This window comes from Novosphingobium sp. P6W (genome assembly GCF_000876675.2).
Lineage (GTDB): Bacteria > Pseudomonadota > Alphaproteobacteria > Sphingomonadales > Sphingomonadaceae > Novosphingobium.
On the sequence record NZ_CP030352.1, the window covers coordinates 3023445 to 3038784 of the forward strand.

The window sequence follows — 15340 nt, forward strand, 5'->3', positions numbered from 1 at the left end:
CCCATGGAAATGGGAGAGTTCGATTATATCGTCGTGGGCGGAGGCAGCGCCGGCTGCGTCCTTGCCAACCGCCTCAGCGCAGATCCGAAAACGCGCGTTCTGCTGCTCGAAGCGGGCGGCAAGGACGACTATATCTGGATTCGCGTGCCGGTGGGCTACCTCTACTGCATCGGCAACCCGCGCACCGACTGGTGCATGTCGACCGAGGCCGAGCAGGGGCTGGGCGGCCGCGCACTTAAATATCCGCGAGGCCGCGTGCTGGGCGGCTCCTCCTCGATCAACGGCATGATCTACATGCGCGGGCAGGCTGCCGACTATGACGGCTGGCGCCAGTCCGGCAACGCCGGGTGGGGCTGGGACGACGTCCTGCCCTACTTCAAGCGCGCCGAGGACCACTACGAGGGCGCCAGCGAATTCCATGGCCGCGGCGGCGAAATCCGCGTCGAAAAGCAGCGGTTGCGCTGGGAAATCCTCGAATCCTTCCGCGACGCCTGCGAGCAGCAGGGCATCCCCCATAGCCGCGACTTCAACACCGGCGACAACGAAGGCGCGGGCTTCTTCCAGGTTACCCAGCGCAGCGGCTGGCGCTGGAGCGCCTCCGACGCGTTCCTCAAACCCGTGCGCACCCGCGCCAACCTCAAGGTGGAAACCGGCGCGCTGGTGGACCGCGTCATCATCGAGGAAGGCCGCGCGGTCGGCGTTGCCTACACCATCGGCAGCGAAAAGCGCGAGGCGCGCACCGGCGGCGAAGTCATTCTGGCAGCCGGCGCGATCGGCTCGCCCGCGATCCTGGAGCGCAGCGGCATCGGCGAGGCCGCCCGCCTAGCCGGCCTCGGCATCGAGCCGGTGGCAGACAGCCCCGAAGTGGGCGCGAACCTGCAGGACCACCTGCAACTGCGCTGCGCCTGGCGCGTATCGGGGGTCGCCACCCTCAACGCCCGCGCTGCCAATATCTTCGGCAAGGCGCTGATCGGCATGGAATATGCCCTGCGCCGTACCGGACCCATGGCCATGGCCCCCAGCCAGCTCGGCGTCTTCACCCGCAGCAACCCGCGCTACGCTACCGCCAACCTCGAATACCACGTCCAGCCGCTGAGCCTCGCAGCCTTCGGCGGCGCGCTGGACCCGTTCCCCGCCTTCACCGCCAGCGTATGCAATTTGCGCCCCGAAAGCCGAGGGACCAGCCGCATCAACAGCGCCGATGCAGCCACCGCCCCCTCGATCCGCCCGAACTACCTCTCCGCCGAGGAAGACCGCCGCGTCGCCGCCGACGCAATCCGCATCACCCGCGCCATCGTCGCCCAGCCCGCTCTCGCCCGGTATCACCCGGAGGAAGTGCGCCCCGGCATCGCCTTCCAGACCGAAGAGGAACTGCAAAGCGCCGCCGGTGAGATCGGGACGACCATCTTCCACCCGGTCGGCACGGCAGCGATGGGCGCGGTGGTGGATGAGCAACTGCGGGTAGTCGGGGTGCGCGGACTGCGCGTGATCGACGCCTCGGTGATGCCAGCGATCACCTCGGGGAACACCAATGCTCCGACCATGATGATCGCGGAGAAAGGGGCGGAGATGGTTTTGAAGGCAGATAGAAGCAGGGCATCATAGCCCCCCCTGCACCCCCGTTAATGTCGTCGCTGCGCGTGCAGCTTCGCTCTGCGCTCATTGAGAGCAATGCTGCCGGGCGCGGCAGGAGTTAAGCCCGCTTAAACCAGAAACTCCCGCGTCCGCTTGACGATCTCGCCCACGTAATCCCGCGCTACACGCCCGTTTTGCGCTGTGGCCATCAACGGCACTTCAAGCCCCAGCACCTGCCCGCGCGGCAGGGCGTCGACGAACTCCCGCAGGGGCAGTTCGCCCTGACCCGGCACCATGCGCCCAGTCATTGCCTCGGCCATGTAATCGCCTTCGCCCTTGCGGGGGGCATCGCTGATCTGGACATGCCCGATCAGTGCCGGGTCCAGTTCCGCGATCTGGCGCACTGTCCCGCCTGAGCGGAAGAAGTGCATCGCATCGATCAGCACCCCGGCGCGGCCTTCGCCGATGTGGCGCACGGCATCCAGCGCTTCGGGCAGCGAGCGGATGGTGAACAACGGGCAGAACTCGATCGAAAACCCCATTCCGCGTTCGGCGGCCATCTCCGCAAGCATGGCGAGCTGATCGAACGCGCGCGCACGCTCCGCGCCCATGTCAACGGAGTTGACGCGCCTGGCGCCAAGGTCTGCGAACAGGTCCATGTCCGCCTCCCGCTGGGACGCATCAATGTCGGGAGAGACGCCCAGGCCCTCGGCGATGGAGATCGCCACGCCCCGGTCGCGCAGCACGGCCTTCAGATCGCGGCGCAGGCCCGCGTCATCGCGCAGCGACCATGCGGGGTAGCCGTGCGGGTTGAAACGCTCGGGCAGCTGGGTCAGCCCCATCGAAACGGCGGTACAGCCGAGATCCGCCGCCAACGTGACATGCTCGACCGGACCAAGCCCAAGCACCGTCAGCAATTCCAGTCCAAGCGGATGTGGCATTTATCGAATCCTCTCCCGTATGCGCACGGGTATACAGCCTTGTCCCCAAGCGGGCACGGGCAATTGCAGGAAAGCTCAGTGCAGAAAGCCCTGCCGCCACTTCTTCGCAGCGTACCACAGCAGCGCCAGCGCTACGGCCCATATGGCGCCGTTAAGCGCGAGATTGCCGGGCGAAGTCACACCGCCGGGCATGTTCGAGGTCGCTTGCCAGACCTGGTTGCCCGCCAGCCCGCATAGCGAAACGGCGAAGGCCGGAACCGCCCAGCGCGAACGGTCCAGCAGAGCCAGCGATCCGACGAACCCGCCGCCCACGCCCAGCGCCCATGTGAACAGTGACCAGGTGGGCGCGGAATCGAGCCAGTCGATGACCTCGGGCGGCAGTGAGGCGAGCCACTCAGGGCTGCGCATCGCGGTCATGGTGAAATCCAGGCACCCGAAGGCGTTCCACACCAGCGCCAGCACCGCGATCAGCCAATAGGGCCAGCGCGGCTTCGTTACGACAGCATCTGCCACGAGTTTCGCGCCCCTTTTTGCACCGCCTCCCCCTACGCCTGCCCCTCACCGGATGCAATTGCCGGCAAAGCTCGCTAGATAGCCGTGATGGCCGACCTTTTCGCCGACGAACTGCCGCCCCCCGGCACTCCCGATGACCTGCGCGAGGATGCCCCGCTCGCCGACCGCCTGCGTCCGCGCGTGCTGGAGGACGTGGTGGGGCAGGAGCACCTGACGGGCCCGGAAGGCGCGATCGGGCGCATGGTGGCGGCGGGGCGCCTTTCCTCGATGATCCTGTGGGGGCCGCCCGGCACCGGCAAGACCAGCACCGCGCGTCTGCTTGCCGCTGCCGTGGGGATGCGGTTCCATGCGGTGTCCGCGGTATTCTCGGGCGTGGCGGACCTCAAGAAGGCCTTCGCCGAGGCGGACGTTGCGGCAAAGGCGGGCCAGCGCACACTGCTGTTCGTGGACGAAATCCACCGTTTCAACCGCGCCCAGCAGGACGGCTTCCTGCCTTTTGTCGAGCGCGGCACCGTCACCCTTGTCGGTGCGACGACCGAGAACCCCAGCTTCGCGCTCAACGCCGCTTTGCTCAGCCGCGCACAGGTGCTGATCCTGCACCGCCTCGATGCCGCCGCGCTATCCGCGCTGCTGGACAAGGCCGAAGACCTCGAAGGCGCGCTGCCGCTGACCGCCCCCGCGCGCGAGGCGCTGGTCGCCTCGGCGGATGGCGACGGGCGGTTCCTGCTCAACCAGGCCGAAACGCTCTATGCCGCGAAGATCGCGGCTCCCCTCGATCCTGCGGGTCTCGGCCAGTTTCTGCAGCGCCGCGTGGCGGTGTACGACAAGGACCGCGACGGGCATTACAACCTGATCAGCGCGCTGCACAAATCGGTGCGCGGGTCCGATCCGCAGGCCGCGCTCTACTACATGGCGCGGATGCTGACGGCGGGCGAGGAGCCGCTGTTCGTCCTGCGCCGCCTGGTGCGCATGGCCAGCGAGGACATCGGCCTCGCCGATCCGCAGGCGCTGGTGCAGTGCCTTGCCGCCAAGGACGCCTACGAATTTCTCGGTTCGCCCGAGGGGGAACTGGCGATCGTGCAGGCCTGCCTCTACGTCGCGACCGCGCCCAAATCGAACGCGGCTTATGCGGCGTTCAAGTCCTCGTTCAAAGCCGCGCGCGAGACCGGGTCGCTCAGCCCCCCGGCGAACATCCTCAACGCGCCGACCAAGCTGATGAAGGATATCGGCTACGGCAAGGACTACGCCTACGACCACGACGCGCCCGACGGTTTCTCCGGCGACAACTACTGGCCCGACGAGATCGGCCCGCAAGTCTACTACGAACCCGTCGAACGCGGCTTCGAGCGCGAGGTGAAAAAGCGCCTGGAATGGTGGGACAAGAAGCGCGCCGAGCGGCGGGAGGAGTGATCCGGGTTGTTCGTGTGATTACGGCGGGGGCTTCGACAAGCTCAGCCTGAGCGGGTTTTCACGGTCACCTCACTCGATCATCCATCTCAAATCCCGCTCAGGCTGAGCTTGTCGAAGCCCCCCGCGTTCCCACGCGCCACCCAGGACGGAACCACGATGCATTTCCGCAACTTCATGGCGATCGACTGGTCCGGCGCACAGGGTGAGCGGCACAAGGGCATTGCGCTCGCCCTGTGCGCGCAAGGGGACGGCGCCCCGCGCCTGCTGCACCCGCCCGGCCATGCCCGCTGGTCCCGCGCCGAGGTGCTCGACCTGCTGCTCCGCCGCCTGCCGCCCGATACGCTGGTGGGCATGGACCTGGGCATATCACTGCCTTTCGCCGATGCAGGCGCGTTCTTTCCCGGATGGGCGCAAAGCCCGCCAGATGCCCGCGCGTTATGGGCGATGATCGACAGCCTTTGCGCGGATGATCCGCACCTTGGCGCCGCCAGCTTCGTCGACCACCCCGGTCTCAGCCCCTATTTCCGCCGCCACGGCGGGCGAGAGGGTGTGCATTTCCACCTTCCCGGCGCCTTGCACCGGCGCGGACGGATGCGCGTGACAGAGGAGGCGCAGGCCCACGCCGGGTGCAGGCCCTACTCCAACTTCAACCTCGTCGGCGCGGCGCAAGTCGGCAAGTCGAGCTTGACGGGGATGCGCCTGCTCCACCGGCTGGGTGGGCGCGTGCCGGTGTGGCCGGTCGATCCGCTACCGGAAAGCGGGCCGGTGGTGACTGAAATCTACACTACCCTCGCCGCCGTTGCCGCCGGGCGCACCGCTGGCCGTGCCAAGATGACCGATCACGCCGCGCTCGATACCGCGCTGGCCGCGCTCGGCTCGCAGCCGCTGGGCGGCAGCGGCGCGATCGACGATCACAGCGCGGATGCCCTCGTCACCGCCGCCTGGCTGCGCACCGCCGCGCACCGCAGCGAACTGTGGCATCCCTCTGAACTTACGCCGGAACTCGCCGCAACCGAGGGCTGGACCTTCGGCGCGGCCTGACGCACAACCTGCTCCATAAAACAGGGAGCTTCCACCCAATGAAGACCGTTCTGCTGGCAGGTATCGCCTGCCTATCGCTGGCCGCCTGCGCTACTCCGCCGGCCGGTGAAACCGTGTCCGCGACCACGCCGGCCCAAACCGCGCCAACCCCAAGCTGGAAGGCCTTTGTCGACCAGAGCATCGAGCAGTGGTTCGCCGTCGATCCATCCTTCGCCATCTACGAAGGGGCGCACCAGTATGACGGCGAGCTGCCCGACTGGAGCGATACCGGCCTGAAGGCCCGCGCCGCATTCCTCCACTCGGTGATCGACAAGGCCGGCAGTTTCACCGGCCTGTCCGAGGCAGACAGCTTCGAGCGCGACTACATGGTGCAGGTCGCCAAGGGCCAGCTGTTCTGGCTGGAGGACGCGGACCTGCCGCATACCAATCCGACGTTCTACATCAATGGCGGCCTTGACCCGAACGTCTACGTCAGCCGCGACTATGCCGACAAGCCGACACGAATGAAGGCCATGATCGCCTTCTTCAAGGCCGTGCCCGCAGCCGCCGCGCAGATTGGCGCCAACCTGCCCGCCGCGATGCCCGCCAGCTTCATCAAGGTGGGCAAGGACGGCTTCGGCGGCTTCGCGGACTACTATCGCGGCGATGCCCGCGCTGCGTTCGCGGACGTGGCCGACCCGGCGCTCCAGGCCGATTTCAAGGCATCTTCCGAAGCGGCCGCCGCCGCCATGAAGGCCGTTTCCGAGCAGGTCGCCAAGGCTACGGCGACGCAGGACTTCGCGATGGGCGCGGACAAGTTCTCGCGCATGGTCGCCGCCACCGAGGCGGTCGACGCGCCGCTGGACCGGCTGGAAGCGGTCGGCCGCGCGGATCTTGTGCGCAACCAGCAGGCGCTGAAAGCGGCCTGCGTGAAGTTCGCGCCGGGCAAGACGATCCCCCAGTGCTTCGACAAGATGCGCGCCGACAAGCCCGCAGACGGACCCGTCGCCGAAGCCCGCCGCGAAATCCCCGAACTGGCGCAGTTCGTGCGCACTCACGATATCCTGACGATCCCCGGCACCAAGCTGGCGCAGGTGGGGGAAAGCCCGCCCTACAACCGCGCGAACTCAGCCTATATCGATCCGCCGGGACCGCTGGAGAACGGCGGTTCGTCGATCTACTATATCTCGCCGCCCGACCCGACATGGTCGAAGCAGATGCAGATGGACTACATCCCCGGCAAGGCTGACCTGCTGTTCACCACCGTCCACGAAGTGATGCCGGGCCACTACCTGCAGTTCCTCCATTCGAACGCCGCGCCCTCGATGGTGGGCAAGCTGTTCGTCGGCTACGCCTTCGCCGAGGGCTGGGCGCATTATGCCGAGGAAATGATGCTGGAGGCGGGCCTCGGCAATGGCGATCCCGGCGTTCAGGTCGGCCAGATCTCCAACGCGCTGCTGCGCAACTGCCGCTACCTCTCCGCCATCGGCCTGCACGCGCGCGGGATGACGCAGGCGCAGTCCAAGTCGCTGTTCATGAAGGAATGTTACCAGGACGAAGGCACCGCCGAGCAGCAGGCCGCGCGCGGTACTTACGATCCGGCCTACCTCAACTACACGCTAGGCAAGCTGATGATCCGCAAGCTGCGCGAGGACTGGACCGCCACGCGCGGCGGCCGCACCGCGTGGAAATCTTTCCACGACGATTTCCTCAGCTACGGCGGCCCGCCGATCCCGCTGGTTCGCGCAGTGATGATGAAGGAAGACGCTCCGCACGCCGTTTTCTGACCAAAGATGTTTTCTGACTGGACCGGCGCCCCCCGCTCGCGGTAAGGGCGCCGGACTTGCTCCGCTTGATGCGGAACGCAGGGCCGGCTTAGCTCAGTTGGTAGAGCACCTGATTTGTAATCAGGGGGTCACGGGTTCGACTCCTGTAGCCGGCACCACGCGCATTGCGATTTCTGGCAAGGCCAGACAATCAGGCGGCGCAGACGCATTACCGTCACGACAGTATTACCGCCTCTTCGCACATACGTTTTATTCCGTATGAGCTGGTGCCGTCTCCCAAAAGCGCCCCTCAGCCTTACAATTTTGTCATCGTTTTTCGCCCCCGGCGTTGACGGCTAAGTAAGGATATCCGCCGTATCGGCCTAAGGCCAATCAAACGGGGGTTTTCATGAAGTATACAACACTTGCACTCGCTGCCTGTCTTTGCGCAGCGCCGGCTTTCGCGCAGCCGCTACAGGGCGGCATCGAAGCGCCGCAGCGGGTCAACATGTCCGGGCAGGTGATGCAGGGCAAACTGATGCCGGCGAACACCCTGCTGAGCATCACGCCGGTTCAGGAAATCAGCAGCAAGCATGTGGAAGTCGGCCAGGCCTTCCGCTTCGTCACCGTCGGCGACGTGTCCGAGAACGGCTTCATCGTGATCCCGCGCGGTTCGCCGGTAACCGGCGTCATCTCGTGGAAGACCGGGCGCGCCATTGGCGGCAAGTCGGGCAAGTTCGAGGTCGAATTCAAGAGCGTCCTGGTCAACGGCCGCGAAATGGCGCTGACCGGGAAGCATCGCCAGGAAGGGCGCGGCAACACTGTCGGCGCGCTTCTCGGCTCGATCGTGATCAGCGGTCGTTCTGCGGTCATGGTGCAGGGCCAGCAGGTTCCCGCATTCACCGCCGCGCCCATTCCCTACTGAGCAGGCCCGACATGCAACAGGCGCCTCCGCGAGCGGTGGGCGCCTGTCCTGTAAGGCGGTCCGGGCACCCTGCAATGCAGGAGCGCCCGGTATCGTGCGTCACTCCGCCGCGACGCCTTCGCCGAAGAGGCCCGGCTCCGAACCGTCATCGACCAGCAGGATGTCGTCGTTGGTGGTCGCCTTGCGGCGCGAATCGAAGTTCGACCACACCGTGTTCCAGTCGCCGCGAGTCGCGCCCTTCGAATACTCGGTCGCGCGGGTTTCGAAGAAGTTGGCATGTTCCACGCCATTGAGCAGCGGCTGCAGCCAGGGCAGCGGGTGATCCTCGATCATGTAGATCGGCTTCAGGCCCAGCTGCGTCATGCGCCAGTCGGCGATGTAGCGGATGTAGCGCTTGATGTCCTTGGCGGTCATGCCGTTGACCGGGCCCATTTCAAAAGCGAGGTCGATGAAGTTGTCTTCCAGGCGCACGGTGGTCTGGCACTGGTCGGCGATATCGTCCTTCACCGCCTTGGTCAGGCAGTCCCGCTCGCGCACGAAGGTATGATAGAGCTGGATGATGCCTTCGCAGTGCAGCGATTCGTCGCGCACCGACCACGAGACGATCTGGCCCATGCCCTTCATCTTGTTGAAGCGCGGGAAGTTCATCAGCATCGCGAAGCTGGCGAACAGCTGCACGCCCTCGGTGAAGCCGCCGAACATGGCCAGCGTGCGCGCGATGTCCTCGTCGTTGTCGACGGTGAACTTCTGCAGGTAGTCGTGCTTTTCCTTCATCTCGGAATATTCGAGGAAGGCGCCGTACGTGCTCTCGGGCATGCCGATGGTGTCGAGCAGGTGCGAATAGGCGGCGATGTGCACCGTCTCCATGTTGGAGAAGGCGGCCAGCATCATCTTGATCTCGGTCGGCTTGAAGACCCGCGAATATTTCTCGTGGTAGCAGTCCTGCACCTCGACGTCGGCCTGGGTGAAGAAGCGGAAGATCTGCGTGAGCAGGTTGCGCTCATGCTCGGAAATGTTCTGCGCCCAGTCGCGGCAGTCTTCGCCCAGCGGCACTTCCTCGGGCAGCCAGTGGACCTGCTGCTGGATCTTCCAGAAGTCGTAGGCCCAGGGATATTCAAAGGGCTTGTACGTCTTGCGGGCTTCGAGAAGAGGCATGGGGCGGGCTCCGGTGGGTCGGCTGATATGGGATTCGCCTGAAGCCTCCATCACTGGCGCGCTCAGGCGGAGACGTCAGAGATAGGCAGGATCGCTGCCAAATCCATGCGCCGAATCAATCTTTGCACAGGTAGATGTAGGGGCAAGTGAATTGTTTTACCACAACGGGTTGTGTCCCCGATGCCATGCGAGCGTGCATGATCGCGTGGGGCTTCGACAGGCTCAGCCTGAGCGGGGTTCGAGAGCCAATCCCTAAACCCGCTCAGGCTGAGCCTGTCGAAGCCCCACCTGGCAAGGCGCTCAGCCGTCCACTTCGGCGTAGTGGCTGGGCGGCTGGATCACTTCCATGCGCTCGGAAAGCAGCGGACGGAACGAGGGCCGGGACTTCATCACCAGATACCAGGCGCGCGATTGCTCGTGCGTCGACCAGTCCAGCCCGCCCAGGTAATCGGCCACCGAAATCTGCGCGGCGGCGGCAAGGTCGGCCAGCGTCATCGTCGCGCCCGCCAGCCAGGGGCGGTTGTCGATCAGGTAATCGATGTAGTCGAGGTAATCGTGCGCCAGCTTCATCGATTCGCGCAGCGCCTTGGCATCGGGTGACTGGCGCAGGACAAGGCGCTTCTTCATGCGCTCCAGCAGCAGCGGGCCCGAGACGTCCGTGTAGAAATTCTCGTCGAACATCGCGATCAGGCGGCGAATCTCGGCGCGCTGCTGGGCGGTGCCGCTGATCAGCGGGTTACGGTCGACGGTTTCCTCGAAATACTCGCAGATCGCGCGGCTGTCGGACAGGACGATGCCCTTCTCGGTCTCGCGGATAACCGGGGTGCGCCCCGCCGGATTCATCGCGAACAGCCGGTCCTCGCCTTCCCATGGTTTGGCGGTCTGGAGTTCATAGGCGATGCTTTTCTCGGCCATGAGCAGCCGGACCTTGCGGCTGAAAGGGCAGAGCGGAAACTGATAGATGTGCCACATGGCTTATGGCGATGCCAAAGCGCGGGGGAGGCGTCCACCCGAAGGGGATTTTGCATGGGGGCTAAACGCGTGGATAAGTCCCGCAGGTGCGACAACCAGCGTGCGCCCGTCACATATCGCCGCTACGCACCGCAGGCCGATTGACCATGCGGCAGGTGCGCGACACCCTCGCGCGCAAAATACAGACGACTTCACCCGGAGAGCCTTCATGTTCAGCCATATCACCGTGGGCAGCAACGATCTTGCCGCCTCGCAGTCCTTCTACGACGCCGTGTTCGGCGTGCTCGGCGCCACGCCGATCATGAGCGACCCGGCTGCCGGCCGACTCGCCTATGCCCATAAGGGCGCGAACTTCATGATCTGCACGCCGATCAACGGCGAAACCGCCTGCTTCGCCAATGGCGGCACCGTGGGCTTCTCGTGCGACAGCGCCGAACAGGTGGACGCCTGGCACAAGGCCGGCTGCGAGGCGGGCGGCGTCTCGTGCGAGGACGCGCCGGGCGTGCGCGAATTCGGGGCCCGCAAGCTCCACCTCGCGTACCTGCGCGACCCCGATGGCAACAAGCTTTGCGGCATGTACGCCCTGCCCGCCTGATCGCAGGCTGCTGACGGACTTGATCGCGGCAGGGGCCTCGCTGATGGCGAGGCCCCTTGTCTTTCAGGCCGGGCTTATCGGCTAGGGTCCATGGTCACCATGGTGAACTTCGCCGTCGCCGAATGACGCCGCTCGCCGGTGAGCAGGTTTTCCGCCCATAGCTCGACGCCGACCAGCACCGAATCCCCGCCCGCCATCAGAACGTGCGAGATCAGTTCGATCATCTCGCCTTCGCGGATCGGCGACTTGAAATCGATCCGGTCGGACGTGCCCATGATCATGGGCCGGCGGGCGTGGCGCGTGGACGCTATGAAAGCGGCGCGCCCCATCATCTTGAGCGCGTCGCCGCCGAACAGGCTGCCGTAGTGGTTGGTCTGCATCGGGAAGACCATGTCGACCATGTGCAGCTTGCCGTCGGCGCCCGGCACGCCCGCTTCGGGAACCGGCGGGAACGGCAGGTGCGTCTCCGAGCCCTTTTCGGCCACCAGCGTGAACTTGCCGCGCGTGCACAGGCGGCGCTCGCCGGTGACGGGCGCTTCGGCGACCAGTTCCACCTCCACGTCGATGGAACGGTTGCCGACCCGGACCACCCGGCCTGTCGCCTCGATCAGATCGCCGACATGGCCCGGCGCCTCGAAGTCGATGCGGTCCGAACAGGCGGTCACGAACTGGGCCCGCGCGTGGCGGGCTGCGGCGAGGAAAGCGATCTTGTCCATGTGCGCCAGCGCGACGCCGCCGAACAGGGTGCCATGGTGGTTGGTGTCGCCCGGAAAGACCGTATCGATCAATTGCACCGGGCCGGAGGCAAAGGTTTCGGGATCAGAAATTTGCGTCATGTGTCACTCGTCAGATTCTATCGGCGCGCCGACGGGACGCAGCAAAGCGGCAAGCCAGCGGCCAGTGAGGGAATCTTCTCCGTATGGGTGATGGTCGGCTCGAAGACGGAGCACTGCTCCGTGGCGGCGTATGCCAACGCCAATGGCCGACCTGTCGTTGCGGGCAAGTGGAAGCGCCCGAAGCGCGGGCGTCTCGCAGCATAGCCCTGCGCGGTCAAGGCCCCGGCGGGCGTGGCGGGCGCTGGCGGCATCCCCGGCCCGGTTATTGCCCTAGGTAATTCAGGGGAGCGCCCCAACTCCCGCGGCTGTCTTACACTCTCGCCCAGGCTACCGGGGAAATACTGCATGGATGCGATCGCGCGCGCTGCCGATATGGATGTCGATGCCGAAGCGCCGGACGCCCCGGACGCGGCCCGCACTATCGCCGCCACGCGCCATTTCGCGCTTCCCCAGGCGCTGAGGGGACTGGCAGCGTTATGGGTGGTCCTGTTCCACCTGCATTCCGGCGGCCATGCATCTGAGCTGTTCGCCCGGGCCCCGCGCGCGGTCGTGTGGATCTTCGCGCACGGTGAAAGCGGCGTCGCGGTGTTCTTCGCGCTGAGCGGCTTCGTCATCGCCCATAGCCTGCGCGATGCCACGCCTTCGCTTGGCCTGCTTTCGCGCTTCGTCCTGCGCCGGGCGATCCGGCTGGACCCTCCTTACTGGGCGGCCATCCTGACGGTGCTCTGCCTCGGCTTCATCGAATACCGCATCGGCCACGCGCCTGCGCCCGATGTCACCGGCCCCCAACTGGCAGCGCACCTGGTCTATGCGCAAAGCCTGCTGGGGTTCCAGAACATCAACATCGTGTTCTGGACGCTGTGCTACGAAGTGCAGTTCTACATCTTCTTCGTGATTTCCCTGCTGGTCGCTCACAAGTTCGGGGCAAAGGGCCGGGCGGGCGTGAGACTGCTGCATTTCGGCATCGCCGCGATCTGGGCGGCAGGGTATTTTTCCAGCCCCTTCGAAGGGCTGTTCGTGGATTTGTGGTTCGCCTTCTATCTGGGCGTGCTGGCCTACCGCGCGCCGCGTTCCCGCATCGACGCCGCGCAGATGGCCGTGCTGTTCGTGCCGGTCGCGCTGAGCCAGTCGCCGTTCGGCTGGGTGGCCTTCATCACCGCCTTGGTTCTGGCGGTCAGCCTGGCCACCGGGTTCGTAAAGGACGGCCTGCGCAGCCCGCCGCTGCTTTTCCTGGGGACGATCAGCTACAGCCTGTACCTGTTCCACAACCCGGTCACCGGCGCGGGGTTCTTTGTGGCGAGCATCCTGAAACTGCCGGATCTAGCCGCGATCGTCACCGTGCTGGCCGTCAATGTCGCGGTCGCCTGGGCGGCCTACCGGCTGGTCGAAGCACCGGCGCACGCGCTCAGCAAGCGGATCACCCTGCCCTGACCGCGGCGCAGCGCACCCTCACCCCCCGCGTGAGAGCAGGAACACCGCATGTTCGGCGCGGAAGTTCGCCGCCGCCGCGCTGCAGCTCTGGTCGCCGGAGAGGAACCAGCGGCCCTCCACGGTGATCCCGCGATCCTTCAGCAGCGTGCGGAAATCGTTGACGGTAAGGTGGTGGATGTTGGGCGTCTCGTACCAGGCGACCGGCAGCAGCCGCGTCACCGGCATGCGCCCGTTCCACAGCAAGGAGGCCCGCACCCGCCAGTGCGCGAAGTTGGGGAAGCTGACGAAGGCGCGGCGGCCGATGCGCAGCAGCTCCTCCAGCACCATGTCGGGGCGCATCGTGGTCTGCAGCGTCTGGCTGAGGATCGCGTAATCGACCGACTTGTCGGGATAGAAGGCCAGATCCTTGTCGGCGTCGCCCTGGATCACCGAAAGTCCGCGCCCCACGCAGCGGCCCACGTTGGCCGCGTCGATCTCCATGCCGCGCGTAGCGCAGCCCTGGCCGTCGCGCAGGGCCGCCATCAAGGTGCCGTCGCCGCAGCCCACGTCGAGCACGCTGGCGCCGTTCGCCACATTGTCCGCGATCACCGCAAGGTCGGGGCGCAGGCCTGCTTTCCCCATGAAGCTTTGGACAGCGTTCATGACGCAGCCTTCAGCATGGCGGTGAATTCCGGCGAGAGACGCTCCATCAGCCGCTCCGGCCGCAGCAGCGGGGTGAAGCCGAGCTGGGCGTAGACGCCGTGCGCATCGGCGGTGGTCAGCGCGAAACGCCGCACCGTCGCATAGTCGGGATGGTCCAGGAACCAGCTTACCATGCGGCGGCCAAGGCCCTGCCCGCGCGATGCCTCGTTCACCCACACATCGGCGAGCCACGCGAAGCTGGCGCGGTCGGTAATCACGCGGGCGAAGCCGATCTGCCCCTGCTCCGGGTGATAGGCGCCAAGGCAGTGCGAGCCGGCGATCTGCCGCTCGACAGCGCCGCGCGCGATGCCCGGTGTCCAGTAGCTCGTCTCCAGCCAGCCGTGGATGCGCGTGACATCGAGGCGGGCCGCATCGTCCGAAAGTTCGATCATCCCAGAAACCCCTCCACCACGCGGTCCAGCGCCGGCACGTCGAGCAGGAAGCTGTCGTGCCCGTAAGGCGCGGACAGTTCCACGAAGCTGACCGGCAGGCCCGCCGCGTTGAGCGCGTGGGTGACGTTACGCGATTCGGCGGTGGGATAGAGCCAGTCGGTATCGAAGCTGACGAGGCAGAACCGCGCCTTCGATCCCGCGAAGGCATTGGCCAGCATGCCGCCATGCTCCTCGGCCAGATCGAAGTAATCCATGGCGCGGGTGATATAGAGGTACGAATTGGCGTCGAACCGGTCGGTGAACGACAGGCCCTGGTAGCGCAGGTACGATTCGATCTGGAAATCGGCGTCGAACCCGAAGGTCTTTTCCTCGCGGTTCTGCAGGCGGCGGCCGAACTTGTCGGTCAGGCCCGCTTCCGAAAGGTACGTGATGTGCGCGGCCATGCGCGCCACCGACAGGCCCTTTTCAGGGCCTTTGCCGTGCGCGTAATAGTTGCCCTCGCGCCATTCCGGGTCCGCCATGATCGCCTGGCGGCCCACTTCATGGAACGCGATGTTCTGCGCGGAATGGCGTGCGGTCGAGGCGATCACCAGCGCGGCCCGGGTGCGAGCCGCGAAGTTGGAGGCCAGGCTGATCGCCTGCATCCCGCCCATCGATCCGCCGACCACGGCATGAAGCGCATCGATGCCCAGCGCGTCGAGCACGGCGATGTGCCCCTTCACCATGTCGCGGATGGTGATGACGGGGAACCGCTTTGCCCAAGGCTCGCCATCGGGCGCAAGGCTGGCCGGCCCGGTGGAGCCCATGCAGGAACCGATGACATTGGCGCAGATGATGAAATAGCGGTCGGTGTCGATCGGCTTGCCCGGTCCCACCATGCGCACCCACCAGCCGGGCTTGCCGGTCTTGGGATGGTCCGAAACGACGTGATGGTCGCCCGTCAGCGCATGGCAGATCAGGATCGCATTGTCCTTGGCCGCATTCAGCGTGCCGCAGGTTTCATAGGCCACGCGCATTTCCGGCAGGCTCTGCCCCCCGTCGAGCAGCAGCGGGGTGCCAAGTTCGAGAACCTTGCGTTCGATATTGAGGGAAGAGGCCGTGGACATGATGCGTTCGCCAAGTGGGGAA

General features: G+C 65.9%; 16 protein-coding genes and 1 tRNA gene. 9 read left to right on the forward strand and 8 right to left on the reverse strand.

All coding sequences use genetic code 11. From position 1 onward, the window contains the following. The first annotated feature begins 9 nt into the window (after positions 1 to 9). Complete coding sequence (locus TQ38_RS14520; protein ID WP_113941980.1) at positions 10 to 1605, forward strand: GMC family oxidoreductase; 1596 nt, start codon at positions 10 to 12, stop codon at positions 1603 to 1605. 98 nt (positions 1606 to 1703) lie between these two features. Here the strand turns inward: TQ38_RS14520 and TQ38_RS14525 are convergent, their stop codons facing one another. Both TQ38_RS14525 and TQ38_RS14530 read right to left on the reverse strand, forming a co-directional pair. Further along, positions 1704 to 2516: a sugar phosphate isomerase/epimerase gene (locus TQ38_RS14525; protein ID WP_043971452.1), complete on the reverse strand. Its 813-nt coding sequence runs from the start codon at positions 2514 to 2516 to the stop codon at positions 1704 to 1706. 75 nt (positions 2517 to 2591) lie between these two features. After that, positions 2592 to 3029: a hypothetical protein gene (locus TQ38_RS14530; protein ID WP_043971455.1), complete on the reverse strand. Its 438-nt coding sequence runs from the start codon at positions 3027 to 3029 to the stop codon at positions 2592 to 2594. Between the two features lie 87 nt (positions 3030 to 3116). Between TQ38_RS14530 and TQ38_RS14535 the strand changes: the two genes are divergently transcribed. The 5 genes from TQ38_RS14535 (at position 3117) to TQ38_RS14555 (ending at position 8150) form a co-directional block, all read left to right on the forward strand. Then, the gene (locus TQ38_RS14535) at positions 3117 to 4439 is read left to right on the forward strand and encodes a replication-associated recombination protein A (RefSeq protein ID WP_043971457.1); all 1323 of its coding nucleotides are present in this window, start codon (positions 3117 to 3119) and stop codon (positions 4437 to 4439) included. 156 nt (positions 4440 to 4595) lie between these two features. Then, complete coding sequence (locus tag TQ38_RS14540) at positions 4596 to 5480, forward strand: hypothetical protein (protein WP_043971460.1); 885 nt, start codon at positions 4596 to 4598, stop codon at positions 5478 to 5480. Between the two features lie 38 nt (positions 5481 to 5518). Then, positions 5519 to 7246, forward strand: coding sequence for a DUF885 domain-containing protein (locus tag TQ38_RS14545; RefSeq protein WP_043971462.1), 1728 nt, complete (start codon positions 5519 to 5521; stop codon positions 7244 to 7246). Positions 7247 to 7328: 82 nt separating this feature from the next. Further along, positions 7329 to 7404, forward strand: a tRNA-Thr gene (locus tag TQ38_RS14550). A gap of 230 nt (positions 7405 to 7634) precedes the next feature. Continuing rightward, entirely contained in the window at positions 7635 to 8150 is a 516-nt protein-coding gene (locus TQ38_RS14555; RefSeq protein WP_052505563.1) for a hypothetical protein, read from the forward strand. Between the two features lie 99 nt (positions 8151 to 8249). Here the strand turns inward: TQ38_RS14555 and TQ38_RS14560 are convergent, their stop codons facing one another. Then, positions 8250 to 9305, reverse strand: a complete 1056-nt coding sequence (locus TQ38_RS14560) for a ribonucleotide-diphosphate reductase subunit beta (RefSeq protein WP_043971464.1) — start codon at positions 9303 to 9305, stop codon at positions 8250 to 8252. A 300-nt stretch (positions 9306 to 9605) separates the two neighbouring features. After that, entirely contained in the window at positions 9606 to 10277 is a 672-nt protein-coding gene (locus TQ38_RS14565; RefSeq protein ID WP_043971466.1) for a glutathione S-transferase family protein, read from the reverse strand. Positions 10278 to 10485: 208 nt separating this feature from the next. Here TQ38_RS14565 and TQ38_RS14570 point away from each other — a divergent pair, with 208 nt between their 5' ends. Beyond that, positions 10486 to 10872 (forward strand): VOC family protein, encoded by a 387-nt coding sequence (locus TQ38_RS14570; RefSeq protein ID WP_043971469.1) that lies wholly within the window; start codon positions 10486 to 10488, stop codon positions 10870 to 10872. Positions 10873 to 10946: 74 nt separating this feature from the next. On the opposite strand, the gene TQ38_RS14575 is transcribed toward TQ38_RS14570, so the two are convergent. After that, on the reverse strand, positions 10947 to 11708 hold the full coding sequence (locus TQ38_RS14575; RefSeq protein ID WP_043971471.1) for an acyl-CoA thioesterase: 762 nt from the start codon (positions 11706 to 11708) through the stop codon (positions 10947 to 10949). Here TQ38_RS14575 and TQ38_RS29980 point away from each other — a divergent pair, their 5' ends adjacent. Both TQ38_RS29980 and TQ38_RS14580 read left to right on the forward strand, forming a co-directional pair. Continuing rightward, positions 11709 to 11912 (forward strand): hypothetical protein, encoded by a 204-nt coding sequence (locus tag TQ38_RS29980; RefSeq protein ID WP_162792255.1) that lies wholly within the window; start codon positions 11709 to 11711, stop codon positions 11910 to 11912. A gap of 141 nt (positions 11913 to 12053) precedes the next feature. Next, the gene (locus tag TQ38_RS14580) at positions 12054 to 13139 is read left to right on the forward strand and encodes an acyltransferase (RefSeq protein ID WP_052505564.1); all 1086 of its coding nucleotides are present in this window, start codon (positions 12054 to 12056) and stop codon (positions 13137 to 13139) included. 18 nt (positions 13140 to 13157) lie between these two features. On the opposite strand, the gene metW is transcribed toward TQ38_RS14580, so the two are convergent. From metW to TQ38_RS14595, 3 genes are read right to left on the reverse strand one after another with little or no spacing between them, the layout of a single operon-like run. Further along, positions 13158 to 13781, reverse strand: a complete 624-nt coding sequence (metW, locus tag TQ38_RS14585) for a methionine biosynthesis protein MetW (protein WP_082057532.1) — start codon at positions 13779 to 13781, stop codon at positions 13158 to 13160. Then, positions 13778 to 14212 carry a GNAT family N-acetyltransferase gene (locus TQ38_RS14590; RefSeq protein WP_043971472.1) on the reverse strand — a complete coding sequence of 145 codons (435 nt, stop codon included), beginning with the start codon at positions 14210 to 14212 and terminating at the stop codon, positions 13778 to 13780. The genes metW and TQ38_RS14590 overlap by 4 nt, the downstream gene beginning before the upstream one ends. Then, the gene (locus tag TQ38_RS14595; protein ID WP_043971474.1) at positions 14209 to 15318 is read right to left on the reverse strand and encodes a homoserine O-acetyltransferase; all 1110 of its coding nucleotides are present in this window, start codon (positions 15316 to 15318) and stop codon (positions 14209 to 14211) included. Before TQ38_RS14595 ends, TQ38_RS14590 begins: the two co-directional genes overlap by 4 nt. Positions 15319 to 15340 lie beyond the last annotated feature (22 nt).